Genomic DNA, 15,874 nt, shown 5'->3' with positions numbered 1-15,874 from the left:
CTCGCAGGCAGGAGGCGTCAGCCCGGGAGCCGGCTCCAGCCTCGGCCGCTGTGAGGGCTTATGAGACGGACCGCCAGGAGCCGGACTCGGCCCGGGCGTGGCCTCAGGCCGAGTAGGACCCGCTCGAGGCTCGGGAGCGCTTGTCGCGGGTCCGGGCTGAGGACGCGGTTCTGGATCGACCGGTACAGCACGTTCCGGGAAGACCGCAGTGGGGAGCGCGACTGCCTGCGCGGGCGACCCGGTGAACGGCCCAGCGCCGACGAGGAGGGCAGCGGGTGCCAGGAGCAGGACAGAGAGAAAACGGCGGCGGGTGCTGGTCATTGCCCGCCGCCGTCGTCCACGCCCACGATCTGCTTCAACAAGGCCACCAGCACCGGGGCGAGGATCGCCAGCCCGTAGCCGATCGCCGCGGCCTTCAGCGCCCGCTTGGACGCTTCAATCTCTCCCGGGTCACCCCCGGCCATGAGGTAGCGCAGGCCACCGAAGGTGAGGAAGAGCGTGGCAAGCCCGGCAAGCAGGCCGACAACCTCATCCCGCAGATTGGAAATGACCTCCGGGATCGTGGCCACCGCCCACACCACGGGCGGATCCGCCAACAGCAAAACAGCGGTCACAGGGGTGGTGAACACCAGCCGGAGCCCACAGCGCACCAACTGACGTGCGGCGGCCGATCGCAGACGGAAGCGGCTGAGCATGACAGGGCACCTCCATCAGGCACGAGAACAGACAGACAGAAAACGCACGGACGACAGGCATGGGCGGGGTGAGCCGGATCCTTCGCCCGGGGCCGGCCTCCTTCGGCGGCTACCGGATGGCTCTCGGGGTGTCAGCACGAGACGGAGCGCCCACCCCACCCAACACACGGCCCGACAGCGCAGAAGCGATACACAAACAGCTCCCGCCAGGCCCGAGGGCTCCTGCCGATCCAGGAGAATCAGAAGAAGCCCTCGTCTGCCCATCGATAGAGAATCCGGGGCCCGAGCGTTGACGCCCCGGCCCCGGACGTCCCCCGCATGGCTCCCTACCGGGCCCGATGACGCAGGTGAGAAGCCAGGCGCTGTTCGGCGGCGGTGCGATGCCGGTACATCTGACGCATACTCACCCCACGCTCACAGGCAAGCGCCCCCATCGACTCGCCCTGCAGCCGCGTGCGGGCGATCAGCTGCGCCTCGGCCACGTCCACCACCCGGGCCCGCACCGCACGAGCCAACACCTGGTACTCATCCGACACCGTCAAGCCCTCCAGGTCCTCGACGGTTGCGCGGGCACGCAGGCGACCCAGATGGACCATCGGCTCACCCGCCTCCCGCTCCCCGCGGCGACGAGCCGCGTAGACCAGGCGGTGAACCGCGCGGTCCGCAGCCGCGAACAGCTCCCGGTCCACCCCCGGATCACCCGCATCCACCCCCGCAAGGGCGACAGCTACCGCGGCGAGAGCTTCCTGCTCGACTTCCTGACGCTCCAGATGAGCTGGGCGGGCCAGGCGGGACAGCATCCGGCGCAGCACCGGAACCGTCATGGCCACGGCCACCACCGGCCACGGCTCGCCGAGCTCGTGCGCGCGACGCACGACCTCATTCCACGTGCGTGCCCGCAGCTCGGGCCGGGTGCTGGGGTGCGCCAGCCGGATACGAATCCGGTCGACCGGCCACACATCCTCCGACGGGTCGTCACACACCAGGTGTGCGGGCATGGTCAGTGGCGTGGCGGTACGGGCGAGCGCGAGGAAGGACTGCTCCAGCTCCTCCAGCGGCGAGAGCCGGGCAGTGTGCGGGCGGTGTACGGGGCGGTGATGCATGGCGCGACTCCTGCGAGAAGAGGTTCGGACAACTTCCGCCGCCAGCCCTTTCACCCCACCGCGCCACCACCGCCCCACCCGCGCACCACCACCGGACAACACACCGCCCCATGGACCGCCATGTGCGATGGCCCACCTCCGGCTCGGCGGCAGTGAACAGGACCAAAGCCCGCACAGAGCCGACAGGAATCGAACATGAAGAATCTTGAATTGGCGTCCGCACTCGGGATCTGCAGGCACATGACCGCTTGCGGTGGATCAGCGATCTTTGAGGAGAAGATGCAGCAGCGTCACCACGCCCACTCCGACCAAGAGGGCCGTACCGAACGAAGGATGCTCAAAGGCGACGTACACAGTGACGCTGCCCGTCAGCAGCAACAGCGCCATGCGCTGATCCATCTGACCGTGCATGAGTAGAGGCCCCTCCCGAGGTGACGGCACGCCCGCGCTTCCGACGGCGCTTGGTGACGAGAGAGAAGCCGCAGGACCGGAGCCATTACGCGGGTTCACAACAGGACCCGTGTGTTCTGCGTCACACCTGACACGCGGAAGTGGTCCGAGTCCTGGCCACACATGGGCACAAAGGGTGGTCGGCCGTCGCCAGCATGCGCTCAAACTTCAGCAGCGACCCTCCATGCGCGGGCCCGCCCATGATGGCCCGCTCATGGCTCGCGACCGGCTCGCACCCGCGCCCACCTGCGAATTCAGACGGACCATTCGGCCACGGCGCGTTCGATCCCTTCGGAACGGCCGGGGCGCATGACAGAAGCTGAACCGCAGACAGTGGCAAAGGCCCGCAGCCTGAATCTCTATTGATCACGTCAGCACCAGACGGCCGGATCCCCGTTCCCGGGCGCCACCAGCCGATGACGAAGTCCGACCACCACCGCACCACCACCAGCCGCCCCGGCGCATCCCGCCCTCTGCCGACCACCGTGTGGGCCCCTGACTCGAACAACCCGAGCGGGATCTCTACCCCCGGCGAGGTGCTGCCCGGCTGGGCGTTGGACAAGATCCGCGCCGAGTTCACGCACCGACCCGGCCGCCCACCCGCGCGCCTGATCAAGATCCACATTCGCGACACCGAACCGGGCATGGACGCCCGCGCCCGCGTCACCTACCTGGCTCCCCACGAAGACGGGAGAAGCGCCCGCACGGCCCCGGTAGTGCTCGCGGAACTGCACCCCGACACCCTCCCCGCCCCCGATGACGAACCGGTCCCCGCCTGTGACCAGATGCCGGGCGCGATGGAGAACGGCTGGTCCGGTTTCTTCCACCGAGCCCATCGCCTCCTCTTCCGTAACGGCGTCTTGCTCCTCGCCACCAGACAGCGCCGCGACGCCGGACGCCTGACCGACCCGCTCGGATCCCTCATCGCCTCCGCCCGAACCGCCGGCTTTCGCTACCTCCAGCACATCGTCATCATCCACGGACACCCCGACGGCGACCGCATCACGCCCACCACGCCCGAGGGCGCACCGCCCGGACTCATCCACTCCGATCTCCTCGTGCTGTCCGCGATCAACAGCGCATGACCGAAGGGCACGACGCCATGTCCGACCGCGAATCGGTGTGGAACACCGCACCCACATCCGCCCCCGCCCAGCGCGCCGACCGCTACGTGTCCGGCTCGAACGCGCACCCCGCCAAGATGCTGCCCGCGATCGCCGCCCACGCCATCCGCACCTACACCAAGCCAGGTGAGCTGGTTTTGGACCCGATGTGCGGCATCGGCACCACCCTGGTCGAGGCCATCCGCCACCACCGCCACGCCCTCGGGGTCGAGTACGAGTCCCGCTGGGCCCGGATCGCCCGGGCCAACGTCGCCCACAGCATCCGGCACGTTGAACAGTGCAGCGGCCGGGTGGTGTGCGGCGACGCCCGACAACTCACCCAGTTGGTCGACGCCGACCTTCACGGCAAGGTCGCGCTGGTGGTCACCTCACCGCCATACGGACGATCAGCCCATGGCCGGGTCCACTGCACGAGCGAAACCGGCGAGCGCGGCGTGGTCAAAACGGACTACCGATACGGCCGCGACCCGCACAACCTCGCCCACGTCTCCACCGACCAACTCCTGGACGGCTTCTCCAAAATCCTCACCCAATGCCGAGCCGTACTGCGCCCGGGCGGTACCGTCGTCGTCACCACCCGGCCCTGGCGCACCCACGGCGAACTCATCGATCTACCCTCCGCCGTCCTGGCCACCGGACAAGCCGCCGGGCTCATCCCAGCGGAGCGCTGTGTCGCTCTCCTCGCCGGCATCCGCGACGGCCGGCTGATTGCCCGTCCCTCGTTCTTCCAGCTGAAGAACGTCCGCGACGCCCGCCGCCAAGGAATCCCCCTCCACCTCGTACGACACGAAGACGTCCTCATCTTCACCCGCCCCGAGAAGCCCTCAGCCGCCTCCCGGCCGCTGTGCGCCCGCCGCGAGCGGCAAGCCGGGACCGAACGCTGCCGCTACCCCCGATCCCATCGGAAGACAAGGCTGTGAACGCGCGCACACGAAGCGGGCATGCCATGACACCAGCCGCTACCGCCCCAAGCTCCCCAGCAGCAGTGCGCCAGGCCCAGGAAGCGGATGAGTCGCCCGAGGTGACCGTGATCCTCCCGCCCGGTCCTGTGCCGCTCACCCAGCATGCCGCCAAAGCGCTGCTGGCCTTCATCCAGGACGAGTACCAACACCGCCGCACCGTTCATCACAGCGGCTGACCACCCACGACCGGGCGAAGACACGGTGGACGGCTGGCCCTCCGGGCCGAGCCAGAGGTACGACGGACGACCACCGTCCACCGTGCACACCAAGCGATCCCAAGGAAGACGGCCCATGCCCCGTTTCGCCTTCGCCGGACGCTGCTCCACCGAGGACCTCCAGGACCCGGAGACCTCCCGCAACTGGCAGCTCACCCGCGCCCGCGCCCTCATCGAACCCGCCGGAGGCGAAATCGTCGCCGAATACTTCGACGCCGGACACTCCCGTGCGCTGCCGTGGAAACGCCGCCCCCAGGCCGCGGCCCTCCTGACAGCCCTGCGTGACCCCCATCGCGGCTTCGACGCGGTCGTGATCGGCGAACCCCAGCGCACCTTTTACGGCAACCAGTTCGGCAACACCTTCCCCCTGTTCACCCACTTCAACGTCCCCTTGTGGGTCCCCGAAATCGGCGGGCCGATCGACCCCGACAACGAAGCCCACGACCTCGTCATGTCCGTCTTCGGCGGCATGAGCAAAGGCGAACGCAATCGCGTCAAGATCCGTGTTCGCACCGCCATGGGCTCTCAAGCCAAGATCGAGGGCCGATTCCTCGGCGGCAGACCCCCATACGGCTACCGGCTCACCGACGCCGGCCCACACCCCAACCCGGCCAAGGCCGCAGACGGCAAACGCCTCCACCGTCTCGAACCCGACCCCCAAACCGCGCCCATCGTGGTCCGCATCTTCACCGAGTACCTTCGCGGAACCGGCCTATACGCCCTCGCCGAAGGCTTGACCCGCGACAACATCCCCTGCCCCTCGGCCCACGACCGCGCCCGCAATCCGCACCGCGACGGCCGCGCCTGGTCCAAGAATGCCGTCCGCGCCATCCTCACCAACCCCCGCTACACCGGCCACGAAGTATGGAACAAACAACGCAAGCAGGAAGTCCTCCTCGACATCGACGATGTCACTCTGGGGCACCGCACCCAACAGACCTGGAACACCCCCGACCAGTGGATCTGGTCTACCCAACCCGTCCACGAACCCCTTGTCAGCAAGACCACCTTCACCCGCGCTCAAGCCAGGAGACACGACCGCCGCCAGCACCACCCCGCAGAACGCAGCCCCCGCACCACACCACGCACCTACGCCCTGCGCGGACTCATCCGCTGCTCCCTGTGCGACCGCAAGATGCAGGGCACCTTCAACCACGGCCACCCCCACTACCGCTGCCGCTACCCGTACGAATACGCCAAGAGCAGCCCCCTCGACCACCCGCTCACCGTCTACATCCGGGAAGCCGTCATCCTCCCGGAACTCGACCGGTGGATCGCACAGGTCTTCGCCCCCGGACAGCTGAAGACCGCGCTACAGGCCATGCAGCGATCCCAGCGGACAGCAGCCACCCCCTTGCCCGGCCTCGAGGCAGCCCGCCGCACCATCACCGACTGCGACCGGCGACTGAACCAATACCGCGCCGCACTCGACGCCGGAGCCAGCCCCGCAACCGTCGCCAACTGGATCGGCCAGGCCGAGGCCGACAAAGCCGCCGCACAGCAACAGCTCATCACCGCCGGCGCAGCCCGGCGCACCGTCCTCACCGACGAACAGATCCACGGCATGATCAGAGACCTCGGTGACCTCACCGACCGGCTTGTCACCGCCCCCGCCGACCGCAAAGCCCCTCTCTACCAGGCTTTCGGCCTCACGCTCACCTACAACATGAAGAAGCGGGTCGTGACCGTTGAGTCACAACCCGCATCATCCGTGTACGTAAGAACGTGTCCGAGGGGGGACTTGAACCCCCACGCCCGATAAAGGGCACTAGCACCTCAAGCTAGCGCGTCTGCCATTCCGCCACCCGGACCAGGTGTGTCTCCGCGGTCGGCCGCGGCGACATGGACCACGATACCAAGGTTTCGGAGTGCGTTTCACCTGCGTATGCCGGGCGCCCACCCCCGCGCCGACCTGGAGGGACACCGGGGGTGACCACGGAGGGTGACTTGTTGGGCATCAGGTGGTAGTCGGGGAAGTTGCCGGGGAGGCTCTCGGGGTGTGGGCCCTCGGTGACGGCGCGGATCAGGAGGTCGCCGACGACGAAGGCGCCGCGCCAGGAGGCGCCGAAGCCGCCGAAGAGTTCGTCGCGGTCGCCGCGGGAGCGGGGCGTGCCGTGGCCGGTCTCGAAGGCGCGGATCTGGGGGCCAGCCGGGCGTAGGTGGCGGGGTCGTCGCAGGAGAGGGTGGCGACGAGGTCGCCGTGGTGGAGGGGGACGGCGCCGCGGTCGATGGCCTCGGCGACCTGGTCGGCCGGCTCCTTGGCCTTGGCCGCGTTGCTCAGGGGGCCGAAGTCGAGGTCGGGGAGCTGGTCGGAAGGGTGCTCCACGGCCAGGGGGTGGGCCCATGCGGATGGCGCGTACCGCCGGGAGGTAGAGGGAGAGGCGGTCCGTACGGACACCCGTCACGTACGTGTCGTGGCTGTGCGTGGCGGGTGGCCGTTCGGAGAGGAAGGCGGCGGTACGGAGCGTGACGGTGACCGGTTCGCGGATCGGGTACGGCTCAGCTCACGCGGCGCTGCCGGGTGATTCGGCCAGCAGGGCCACCACCAGCCCGGCGGTCTCCGTGGGGGTCGCTCCTACGCGCACGCCCGCCGCCTCCAGCGCCGCCTTCTTGGCCGCGGCGGTACCCGAGGAGCCGGAGACGATGGCGCCCGCGTGGCCCATGGTGCGGCCCTCGGGGGCGGTGAATCCGGCGATATAGCCGACGACCGGCTTGGTGACATGGTCGGCGATGTACCGCGCGGCGCGCTCCTCCGCGTCGCCGCCGATCTCCCCGATCATCACGATGAGGTCGGTGTCGGGGTCGGCCTCGAAGGCGGCCAGGGCGTCGATGTGGGTGGTGCCGATGACCGGGTCGCCGCCGATGCCCACGCAGGTGGAGAAGCCGATGTCGCGCAGCTCGTACATCAGTTGGTAGGTGAGGGTGCCGGACTTGGAGACCAGCCCGATCCGGCCCGGTTTGGTGATGTCGGCGGGGATGATGCCGGCGTTGGACTGGCCCGGGGAGATCAGCCCGGGGCAGTTGGGGCCGATGATCCTGGTGGCGCGGGCCCGGGCGTACGCCTGGAAGGCGACCGCGTCATGGACCGGGATGCCCTCGGTGATGACGACGGCGAGCGGGATCCGGGCGTCGGCGGCCTCGGTGACGGCGGCCTTGGCATGGGGCGGCGGGACGAACAGGACGCTCACATCGGCGCCGGTGACGTCCATGGCCTCGCGTACGGAGCCGAAGACGGGCACCGTACGGCCGTCGATGTCGACCCGGGTCCCGGCCTTGCGCGGATTGACGCCGCCGACCACGTCGGTGCCGGCGGCGAGCATCCGCAGGGTGTGCTTCACGCCTTCCGCGCCCGTCATGCCCTGGACGATGACCTTGCTGTCCTTGGTGAGGAAGATGGCCATGATGTGCGCCCCCTACGCGGCGAGTTCGGCGGCGCGTGCGGCGGCGCCGTCCATGGTGTCGGCCTGGTGGACGAGTGGATGAGCCAATTGGCCAAGGATGGCCCGGCCACGTGCGGCGTTGTTGCCGTCGAGCCGGACGACCAGCGGTTTGGTGAGGGGGACGGTGTCCAGGGCGCGCACGATGCCGTCGGCCACCGCGTCGCAGGCGGTGATGCCGCCGAAGACGTTGACCAGGACGGAGCGCACCTCCGGGTCGTCGAGGACGAGGGACAGCCCGTCGGCCATCACCTGCGCCGAGGCGCCGCCGCCGATGTCGAGGAAGTCGGCGGGGCGGGCGCCGCAGCCCGCGACGACGTCCAGGGTGGACATCACCAGGCCCGCGCCGTTGCCGATGACGCCCACCTGGCCGTCCAGTTTGACGTAGCCGAGCCCAGCGGCCTCGGCGCGGGCCTCCAGCGGGTCCCGGGCGCGGTCGCCGGAGTCGTCCCATGACGGCTGCCGGAAGCGGGCGTTGTCGTCCAGGGTGACCTTTCCGTCCAGGGCCACGATCGCGCCGTCCCGGGTCACCACCAGCGGGTTGACCTCGACCAGGAGGGCGTCGTGCGCGGTCAGGACGGTCCACAGCCGGCGGATGGTCCCGGCCGTCTCCCGTGGCAGTCCCCCGGCGACGGAGATCTCGGCGGCCTTCGCCTCGGTCACCCCCTCGGCCGGATCGATCGCGATCCGGGCCACCGCCTCGGGGCGGCGCGCCGCGACCTCCTCGATCTCCATACCGCCCTCGGCGGAGGCGATGGCCGCAAAGCGGCCCGCGGCCCGGTCCAGGGTGAAGCCGAGGTACATCTCCCGTTCCACCTCGACCGGTTCGGCGACCATCACCCGGTGGACGGTGTGGCCCTTGATGTCCATGCCGAGGATCCGGCGTGCGGTCTGCTCGGCCGCCGCCGGGTCGTCGGCGAGCTTCACCCCGCCCGCCTTGCCCCGGCCGCCGGTTTTCACCTGGGCCTTGATGACGACGCGGCCGCCGAGCCGCTCGGCGGCGGCGCGGGCGGCTTCGGCCGTGTCCACGACCTCGGCTCGCGGCACCAATACGCCGTTCTCTTGGAGGAGTTCCCGTGCCTGGTGTTCGTACAGGTCCATTGCCAGCTCCCCTGATGACCGGTCAACAGCGCTTGATCCAGCGCTGGATCGAACGAGTGGCGCACGCCCCCTGGACATCGCTCGGCCGATGATGGGATAACAAAGTTCATACAGGATAACGTCGACTGTATGCAATCCACGGATCCATCCGCGAGGCACGCACCGACCCCTACGAAGGGACGCGATTCGCCATGCCCGACGACAGCCAGGACGTCATCTCCGGCGGGCACTTGGTCGCCAAAGCACTCAAGGCAGAGGGCGTCGAGGTCATCTACACCCTCTGCGGCGGCCACATCATCGACATCTACGACGGCTGCGTCGACGAGGGCATCGACGTCATCGACGTACGCCATGAACAGGTCGCCGCCCACGCCGCCGACGGCTACGCCCGGATCACCGGCAAGCCCGGCTGCGCCGTCGTCACCGCCGGTCCCGGCACCACCGACGCGGTCACCGGCGTCGCCAACGCCTTCCGCGCCGAGTCACCCATGCTGCTCATCGGCGGCCAGGGCGCCCACAACCAGCACAAGATGGGATCCCTCCAGGACCTTCCGCACGTCGACATGATGGCGCCGATCACCAAGTTCGCCGCCACCGTTCCGGACACCGCCCGCGCCGCCGACATGGTCTCCATGGCCTTCCGCGAGTGCTTCCACGGCGCCCCCGGGCCCTCCTTCCTGGAGATCCCGCGCGATGTGCTGGACGCCAAGGTGCCGGTGGACAAGGCTCGCGTCCCCCAGGCCGGGCACTACCGCGCATCCACCCGCAGCGCCGGCGACCCCGAGGCCGTCCAGAAGCTGGCCGATCTGCTGGTCCAGGCCGAGAAGCCCGCGATCCTGCTGGGCAGCCAGGTGTGGACCACCCGCGCCACCGACTCGGCCATCGAGCTGGTACGCACGCTCAATGTGCCCGCGTACATGAACGGCGCGGGGCGCGGCACACTGCCGCCCGGCGATCCGCACCACTTCCAGCTCTCCCGCCGCTACGCCTTCTCCAACGCAGACCTCATCGTCATCGTCGGCACGCCCTTCGACTTCCGGATGGGCTACGGCAAGCGGCTCTCCCCCGACGCCACCGTGGTCCAGATCGACCTCGACTACCGCACGGTGGGCAAGAACCGGGACATCGACCTCGGCATCGTGGGCGACGCGGGGCTGGTGCTCTCGGCCGTCACCCAGGCCGCTTCCGGCCAAGGGGGGTTTGGGGGGCTTCCCCCCATAAGGCACAGCAATGGGGGCGCGGGCAAGCGCAAGGAGTGGCTGGACGAGCTGCGCGCCGCCGAGCAGAAGGCGATCGAGAAGCGGCTGCCCAACCTCCGGTCCGACGCCTCCCCCATCCATCCCTACCGCCTGGTCAGCGAGATCAACGACTTCCTCACCGAGGACTCGATCTACATCGGCGACGGCGGCGACATCGTCACCTTCTCCGGTCAGGTCGTCCAGCCCAAGTCACCCGGTCACTGGATGGACCCGGGGCCGCTGGGGACGCTCGGCGTCGGCGTGCCGTTCGTGATGGCCGCCAAGCAGGCCCGCCCCGACAAGGAGGTGGTGGCGCTCTTCGGCGACGGCGCGTTCTCCCTGACCGGCTGGGACTTCGAGACGCTGGTCCGCTTCGACCTGCCGTTCGTCGGCATCGTCGGCAACAACTCCTCGATGAACCAGATCCGTTACGGCCAGAAGGCCAAGTACGGCGAGGAGCGCGAGCGGATCGGCAACACCCTCGGCGATGTGCCCTACGACCAGTTCGCGCGGATGCTCGGCGGCCACGGCGAGGAGGTCCGCGACCCGGCGGACATCGGCCCGGCGCTGCGGCGCGCCCGGGAGTCCGGCAAGCCGTCGCTGATCAACGTCTGGGTGGACCCGGACGCGTACGCCCCCGGAACCATGAACCAGACCATGTACAAGTAGGGAGCCGCCACCATGTCCCAGGCTCTTGAGGCCAATCAAGCTCTGACGGGCATCCGCGTCCTCGACATGACGCATGTGCAGTCCGGTCCCTCCGCCACCCAGCTGCTCGCCTGGCTCGGCGCGGATGTGATCAAGCTGGAGAACACCACCGGGGACATCACCCGCAAGCAGTTGCGGGACCTCCCCGATGTGGACTCGCTCTACTTCACGATGCTCAACTGCAACAAGCGGAGCATCACCCTCAACACCAAGTCCGAGCGCGGCAAGGAGATCCTGACCGAGCTGATCCGCCGCAGCGATGTGCTGGTGGAGAACTTCGGTCCGGGCGCCGTGGACCGCATGGGGTTCTCCTGGGAGCGCATCCAGGAGATCAATCCGCGGCTGGTCTATGCCTCGATCAAGGGGTTCGGCGAGGGCCCGTACACCAAGTTCAAGGCGTACGAGGTGGTCGCGCAGGCCATGGGCGGGTCGATGTCCACGACCGGCTTCGAGGACGGCCCACCGCTGGCCACCGGCGCCCAGATCGGCGACTCCGGCACCGGGGTGCACTGCGTGGCGGGCATCCTCGCCGCGCTCTACCAGCGCACCCACACCGGGCGCGGCCAGCGGGTCAATGTGGCGATGCAGCACGCGGTGCTCAACCTGTGCCGGGTCAAGCTGCGCGACCAGCAGCGGCTGACGCACGGACCGCTCGCCGAGTACCCGAATGAGGACTTCGGCGACGAGGTGCCGCGCAGCGGCAACGCCAGCGGTGGCGGCCAGCCCGGCTGGGCGGTCAAATGCGCGCCCGGCGGGCCCAACGACTACGTCTACGTCATCGTGCAGCCGGTCGGCTGGGAGCCCATCACCCGGCTCATCGGCCGCCCCGAGCTGGCCGAGGACCCGGAGTGGGCCTCGCCCGAGTCGCGGCTGCCGAAGCTGGCCAAGATGTTCCAGCTGATCGAGGAGTGGTCCAGCACCCTGCCCAAGTGGGAGGTGCTGGAGCAGCTCACGGCCCACAACATCCCGTGCGGGCCGATCCTGTCCACCAAGGAGATCGTCGAGGACGCCTCGCTCGCGGCCAACGAGATGATCGTCGAGGTCGACCACCCCGAGCGCGGCCCCTTCACCACGGTCGGCTCCCCGCTGAAGCTCTCCGACTCCCCGGTCCAGGTCGAGCGCTCCCCGCTGCTGGGTGAGCACAACGAAGAGGTGTACGTCGGGGAGCTGGGACTCGGCGACGAGGAAGTGCGGCTGCTCAAAACGGACGGAGTGATCTGACGGTGACGTATGACAACGATGCCGTGCGCGCGGTGCTGGACGCCGCCCGCGCCGAGGGGCGCACGGCGCTGACCGCTCCCGAAGGGAAGCGGATCACCGACGCCTATGGCATCCCGACCCCGGCCGAGGGGCTGGCGGAGACCGTCGACGAGGCGGTGTCGCTGGCCGACCGGATCGGCTTCCCGGTCGTCCTCAAGATCGTGTCCCCGGACATCCTGCACAAGACCGACGCGGGCGGGGTCCGGGTGGGGCTGGCCTCCTGCGCCGAGGTGCGGGGCGCATTCACCGCGATCGTCGACAACGCCCGCTCCTACGACCCCAAGGCCCGGATCCAGGGCGTCCAGGTGCAGCAGATGGTCCCGGACGGCGGGCAGGAGGTCATCGTCGGCGCGGTCACCGATCCCACCTTCGGCAAGGTCGTGGCGTTCGGCCTCGGCGGGGTGCTGGTGGAGGTGCTCAAGGACATCACCTTCCGGCTGGCCCCGGCGACCGAGGACGAGGCGCTGTCGATGCTGGACGGGATCCGCGCCGCCGAGGTGCTGCGCGGGGTGCGCGGCGGCCAGGCGGTGGACCGCGGGGCGCTCGCCGATCTGATCGTGCGGGTCTCCCGGCTGGTGGCGGACTTCCCGGAGATCACGGAGGTCGATCTCAACCCGGTGTTCGCCACCGCGAGCGGGGTGCTCGCCGCCGATGTGCGGCTGCTGATCGGGGACCCCGCCCCGCAGGAGCGCCGCCGCTACTCGCGCGAGGAGATCCTGAGCGCGATGCGCCGGCTGATGCAGCCGCGCTCGGTGGCGGTGGTGGGCGCCTCCAACGAGCAGGGCAAGATCGGCAATTCGGTGATGCGCAACCTCATCGACGGCGGCTTCCCCGGGGAGATCCACCCGGTGAACCCCAAGGCCGACGACATCCTGGGCCGCAAGGCGTACAAGAGCGTCACGGACGTCCCCGGCGAGGTGGATGTGGCGGTCTTCGCGATCCCCGCGAAGTTCGTGCCCGCCGCGCTGGAGGAGGTCGGCCGCAAGGGCATCCCGAACGCCGTGCTGATCCCGTCCGGCTTCGCCGAGACCGGTGAACACGAGTTGCAGCGGCGGATCGTGGAGATCGCCGAGGAGTACGGGGTGCGGGTGCTGGGGCCCAACATCTACGGCTACTACTCCACCTGGCAGGACCTGTGCGCCACCTTCTGCACCCCGTACGACGTCAAGGGGCCGGTGGCGCTCACCTCGCAGTCCGGTGGCATCGGGATGGCGATCCTCGGCTTCGCCCGGACGACCAAGACCGGGGTCTCGGCGATCGTCGGGCTCGGCAACAAGTCGGACGTGGACGAGGACGACCTCCTCACCTGGTTCGGTGAGGACGACCGTACCCAGTGCATCGCGATGCATCTGGAGGACCTCAAGGACGGCCGGGCCTTCGTCGAGGCGGCGCGGGCCACGGTGCCCAGGAAGCCCGTGGTGGTGCTCAAGGCGGGCCGTACGGCGGCCGGCGCCAGGGCGGCCGGCTCCCACACCGGCGCGCTGGCCGGGGACGACGCGGTCTACGACGACATCCTGCGGCAGGCCGGGGTGATCCGGGCGCCGGGCCTGAACGAGATGCTGGAGTACGCGCGGGCGCTGCCCGTGCTGCCCACACCACAGGGTGACAACGTCGTCATCATCACCGGCGCCGGGGGCTCGGGGGTGCTGCTGTCGGACGCGATCGTCGACAACGGGCTGTCGCTGATGGAGATCCCGGACGACCTGGACGCCGCGTTCCGCCGCTTCATCCCGCCGTTCGGCGCGGCCGGGAACCCGGTGGACATCACCGGCGGCGAACCGCCGTCCACCTACGAGGCGACCATCCGGCTGGGCCTGGAGGATCCGCGGATCCACTCGCTGGTCCTGGGCTACTGGCACACCATCGTCACCCCGCCGATGGTGTTCGCCGAGCTGACCGCGCGGGTCGTCGAGGAGTTCCGCGCCCGGGGCATCGCCAAACCGGTGGTGGCCTCGCTCGCGGGCGACACCGAGGTCGAGGAGGCGTGCGCCTACCTCTTCGAGCACGGGGTCGTGGCTTATCCGTACACCACCGAGAAGCCGGTGGCCGTCCTGGGTGCCAAGTACCGCTGGGCCAGGTCAGCGGGGCTGCTCACCTGAGCCACCACGATTCCCGGAGCACGAAGAGTTTGGACAGGGGGCGCTGGCCGGGTTCCTTCGAAGCCAAGGGGACGACATGAGCACAGCAGAACGACCGGAGGGGGCCCTCCCCTTCCGTGAAGTGCAGGACAGCAAGGGACGCACGTATCGCATCGGTGAGACGGACCGCGACATCCTGGGCCACAGCCGGAAGCTGATGGTCTATCTGCCGTGGATCGCGATGATGGCCATCAGCGTGTCCGAGTACGCGTACGGCTCGGCCGAGGACACGCTCTCGGAGGCGCACGGCTGGACCCAGAGCAACACCTTCTGGATCCTGAGCGTCTGGGTGTTCTTCCAGGCGGGGATCGCCTTCCCGGCCGGGTGGCTGCGGGAGAAGGGGATCCTGACCGCCCGCGCGGCGATGTTCCTGGGGTCGGGGCTGTGTCTGATCGGGTTCGTGGCCCTCGCCCACCTGGACAACGTTTTCGCCGCCATCGTCGGATTCGGCGTCATCGGCGGGCTCGGCTCCGGATTCGTCTACGCCACCTGCATCAATATGGTGGGCAAGTGGTTCCCGGAGCGGCGCGGGGCGAAGACGGGGTTCGTCAACGGAGGGTTCGCCTACGGCGCGCTGCCGTTCATCTTCATCTTCAACTACTGGTTCGACACGGGTAACTTCGACGAGGTCCTGGACCTCATCGGGGTCTATGTGCTGATCGCCGTGGCGATCTGCGCCTGGTTCTTCAAGGATCCGCCGAAGAACTGGTGGCCCGCCGACATCGACCCGCTGAGCTACGGCGGCAACGCCAAGAGCGCGGCGAGTCTGGCGAAGAACCCGCCGGCATCGCGGCAGTACACGCCCAAGGAGGCCATCAGGACCGGGATGCTGCCGCTGATGTGGGTGTCCCTGGTGCTCACCGCCGGGGTGTCCATCTTCGGCATCTCCTTCCAGGTCGACTACGCCAAGGAGGTGGGCTTCGGCCCACTGGTGGCGGCCTCGTCCATGGGCATCATGTCCGTCATCAACGGTGTCGGACGCGGGGTGGTCGGCTGGCTCTCGGACCTGTGGGGACGCAAGTCGACCCTGGTGTTCGTCATCGTGGTGCTGGGCCTCGCCCAGTTCGGGGTGATCTGGGCCGGCAACATCCACAACGAGGTGCTGTTCCTCTTCTTCGCCTTCCTCTCCGGATTCGGCGGCGGCGCCTTCTACCCGATGTTCGCGGCGCTGACCCCGGACTACTTCGGGGAGAACTACAACGCCACCAACTACGGCCTGGTGTACAGCGGAAAGCTGATCAGCGGGCTGTTCGGCGGCGGCCTGGGTTCGATGGTGGTGGACTCCTGGGGCTACGACGGGGCGTACGCGCTGGCCGGAGGCATCTCCATGCTGGCGGCCGCGGTGGCCCTGCTGCTGCGGCAACCAGGTCGGCCACGGGTCCGGGGCATCGCCCCGAACCCGCAGCCGATCAGCCGAGAGGCCGTCTAGCTCCGCCCCGAGGG

Annotated in this window: 12 protein-coding genes, 1 tRNA gene and 1 pseudogene; 7 read left to right on the top strand and 7 right to left on the bottom strand. The window is 69.2% G+C overall.

Going from position 1 to position 15,874, the window contains the following annotated elements; translation table 11 throughout:
• Window positions 1-317: 317 nt before the first annotated feature.
• The 3 genes from CGL27_RS36820 to CGL27_RS50385 form a co-directional block, all read right to left on the bottom strand.
• The gene (locus CGL27_RS36820) at window positions 318-695 is read right to left on the bottom strand and encodes a pilin (RefSeq protein WP_119992034.1); all 378 of its coding nucleotides are present in this window, start codon (window positions 693-695) and stop codon (window positions 318-320) included.
• Window positions 696-1,021: 326 nt separating this feature from the next.
• The gene (locus tag CGL27_RS36815; RefSeq protein WP_119992033.1) at window positions 1,022-1,798 is read right to left on the bottom strand and encodes a hypothetical protein; all 777 of its coding nucleotides are present in this window, start codon (window positions 1,796-1,798) and stop codon (window positions 1,022-1,024) included.
• A gap of 258 nt (window positions 1,799-2,056) precedes the next feature.
• Entirely contained in the window at window positions 2,057-2,197 is a 141-nt protein-coding gene (locus tag CGL27_RS50385) for a hypothetical protein (protein WP_162502100.1), read from the bottom strand.
• Between the two features lie 467 nt (window positions 2,198-2,664).
• On the opposite strand from CGL27_RS50385, the gene CGL27_RS36810 reads away from it, so the two are divergent.
• The 3 genes from CGL27_RS36810 (at window position 2,665) to CGL27_RS36800 (ending at window position 6,311) form a co-directional block, all read left to right on the top strand.
• Complete coding sequence (locus tag CGL27_RS36810; protein WP_119992032.1) at window positions 2,665-3,333, top strand: hypothetical protein; 669 nt, start codon at window positions 2,665-2,667, stop codon at window positions 3,331-3,333.
• A 17-nt stretch (window positions 3,334-3,350) separates the two neighbouring features.
• Window positions 3,351-4,292, top strand: a complete 942-nt coding sequence (locus tag CGL27_RS36805; RefSeq protein ID WP_119994740.1) for a DNA methyltransferase — start codon at window positions 3,351-3,353, stop codon at window positions 4,290-4,292.
• A 333-nt stretch (window positions 4,293-4,625) separates the two neighbouring features.
• Window positions 4,626-6,311, top strand: a complete 1,686-nt coding sequence (locus CGL27_RS36800; protein ID WP_119992031.1) for a recombinase family protein — start codon at window positions 4,626-4,628, stop codon at window positions 6,309-6,311.
• Here CGL27_RS36800 and CGL27_RS36795 read toward each other — a convergent pair.
• From CGL27_RS36795 to sucC, 4 genes and pseudogenes are all read right to left on the bottom strand, one after another.
• Window positions 6,276-6,360: transfer RNA gene (locus CGL27_RS36795), tRNA-Leu, on the bottom strand. The two genes, CGL27_RS36800 and CGL27_RS36795, sit on opposite strands and share 36 nt — an antisense overlap.
• A gap of 141 nt (window positions 6,361-6,501) precedes the next feature.
• Window positions 6,502-6,936, bottom strand: a pseudogene (locus tag CGL27_RS36790) (aldehyde dehydrogenase); the annotation flags it as partial.
• A 117-nt stretch (window positions 6,937-7,053) separates the two neighbouring features.
• Window positions 7,054-7,950 (bottom strand): succinate--CoA ligase subunit alpha, encoded by an 897-nt coding sequence (sucD, locus tag CGL27_RS36785; protein ID WP_119992030.1) that lies wholly within the window; start codon window positions 7,948-7,950, stop codon window positions 7,054-7,056.
• A gap of 12 nt (window positions 7,951-7,962) precedes the next feature.
• Window positions 7,963-9,087: an ADP-forming succinate--CoA ligase subunit beta gene (gene sucC / locus CGL27_RS36780; RefSeq protein ID WP_119992029.1), complete on the bottom strand. Its 1,125-nt coding sequence runs from the start codon at window positions 9,085-9,087 to the stop codon at window positions 7,963-7,965.
• Window positions 9,088-9,278: 191 nt separating this feature from the next.
• Here sucC and CGL27_RS36775 point away from each other — a divergent pair, with 191 nt between their 5' ends.
• The 4 genes from CGL27_RS36775 to CGL27_RS36760 all read left to right on the top strand — a co-directional run bounded on the left by CGL27_RS36775 (window position 9,279) and on the right by CGL27_RS36760 (window position 15,860).
• Entirely contained in the window at window positions 9,279-10,994 is a 1,716-nt protein-coding gene (locus CGL27_RS36775; protein ID WP_119992028.1) for a thiamine pyrophosphate-binding protein, read from the top strand.
• Window positions 10,995-11,006: 12 nt separating this feature from the next.
• Window positions 11,007-12,254: a formyl-CoA transferase gene (gene frc / locus CGL27_RS36770; RefSeq protein WP_119992027.1), complete on the top strand. Its 1,248-nt coding sequence runs from the start codon at window positions 11,007-11,009 to the stop codon at window positions 12,252-12,254.
• A gap of 2 nt (window positions 12,255-12,256) precedes the next feature.
• The gene (locus CGL27_RS36765) at window positions 12,257-14,392 is read left to right on the top strand and encodes an acetate--CoA ligase family protein (RefSeq protein WP_078640183.1); all 2,136 of its coding nucleotides are present in this window, start codon (window positions 12,257-12,259) and stop codon (window positions 14,390-14,392) included.
• A gap of 76 nt (window positions 14,393-14,468) precedes the next feature.
• The gene (locus tag CGL27_RS36760; RefSeq protein WP_119992026.1) at window positions 14,469-15,860 is read left to right on the top strand and encodes an OFA family MFS transporter; all 1,392 of its coding nucleotides are present in this window, start codon (window positions 14,469-14,471) and stop codon (window positions 15,858-15,860) included.
• The last annotated feature ends 14 nt before the right edge of the window (window positions 15,861-15,874 follow it).

This window comes from Streptomyces sp. 11-1-2 (genome assembly GCF_003595545.1).
GTDB lineage: Bacteria > Actinomycetota > Actinomycetes > Streptomycetales > Streptomycetaceae > Streptomyces > Streptomyces hygroscopicus_B.
Note: the sequence above shows the minus strand (reverse complement) of the source record. Positions and strands in the feature narration are given on the sequence as shown.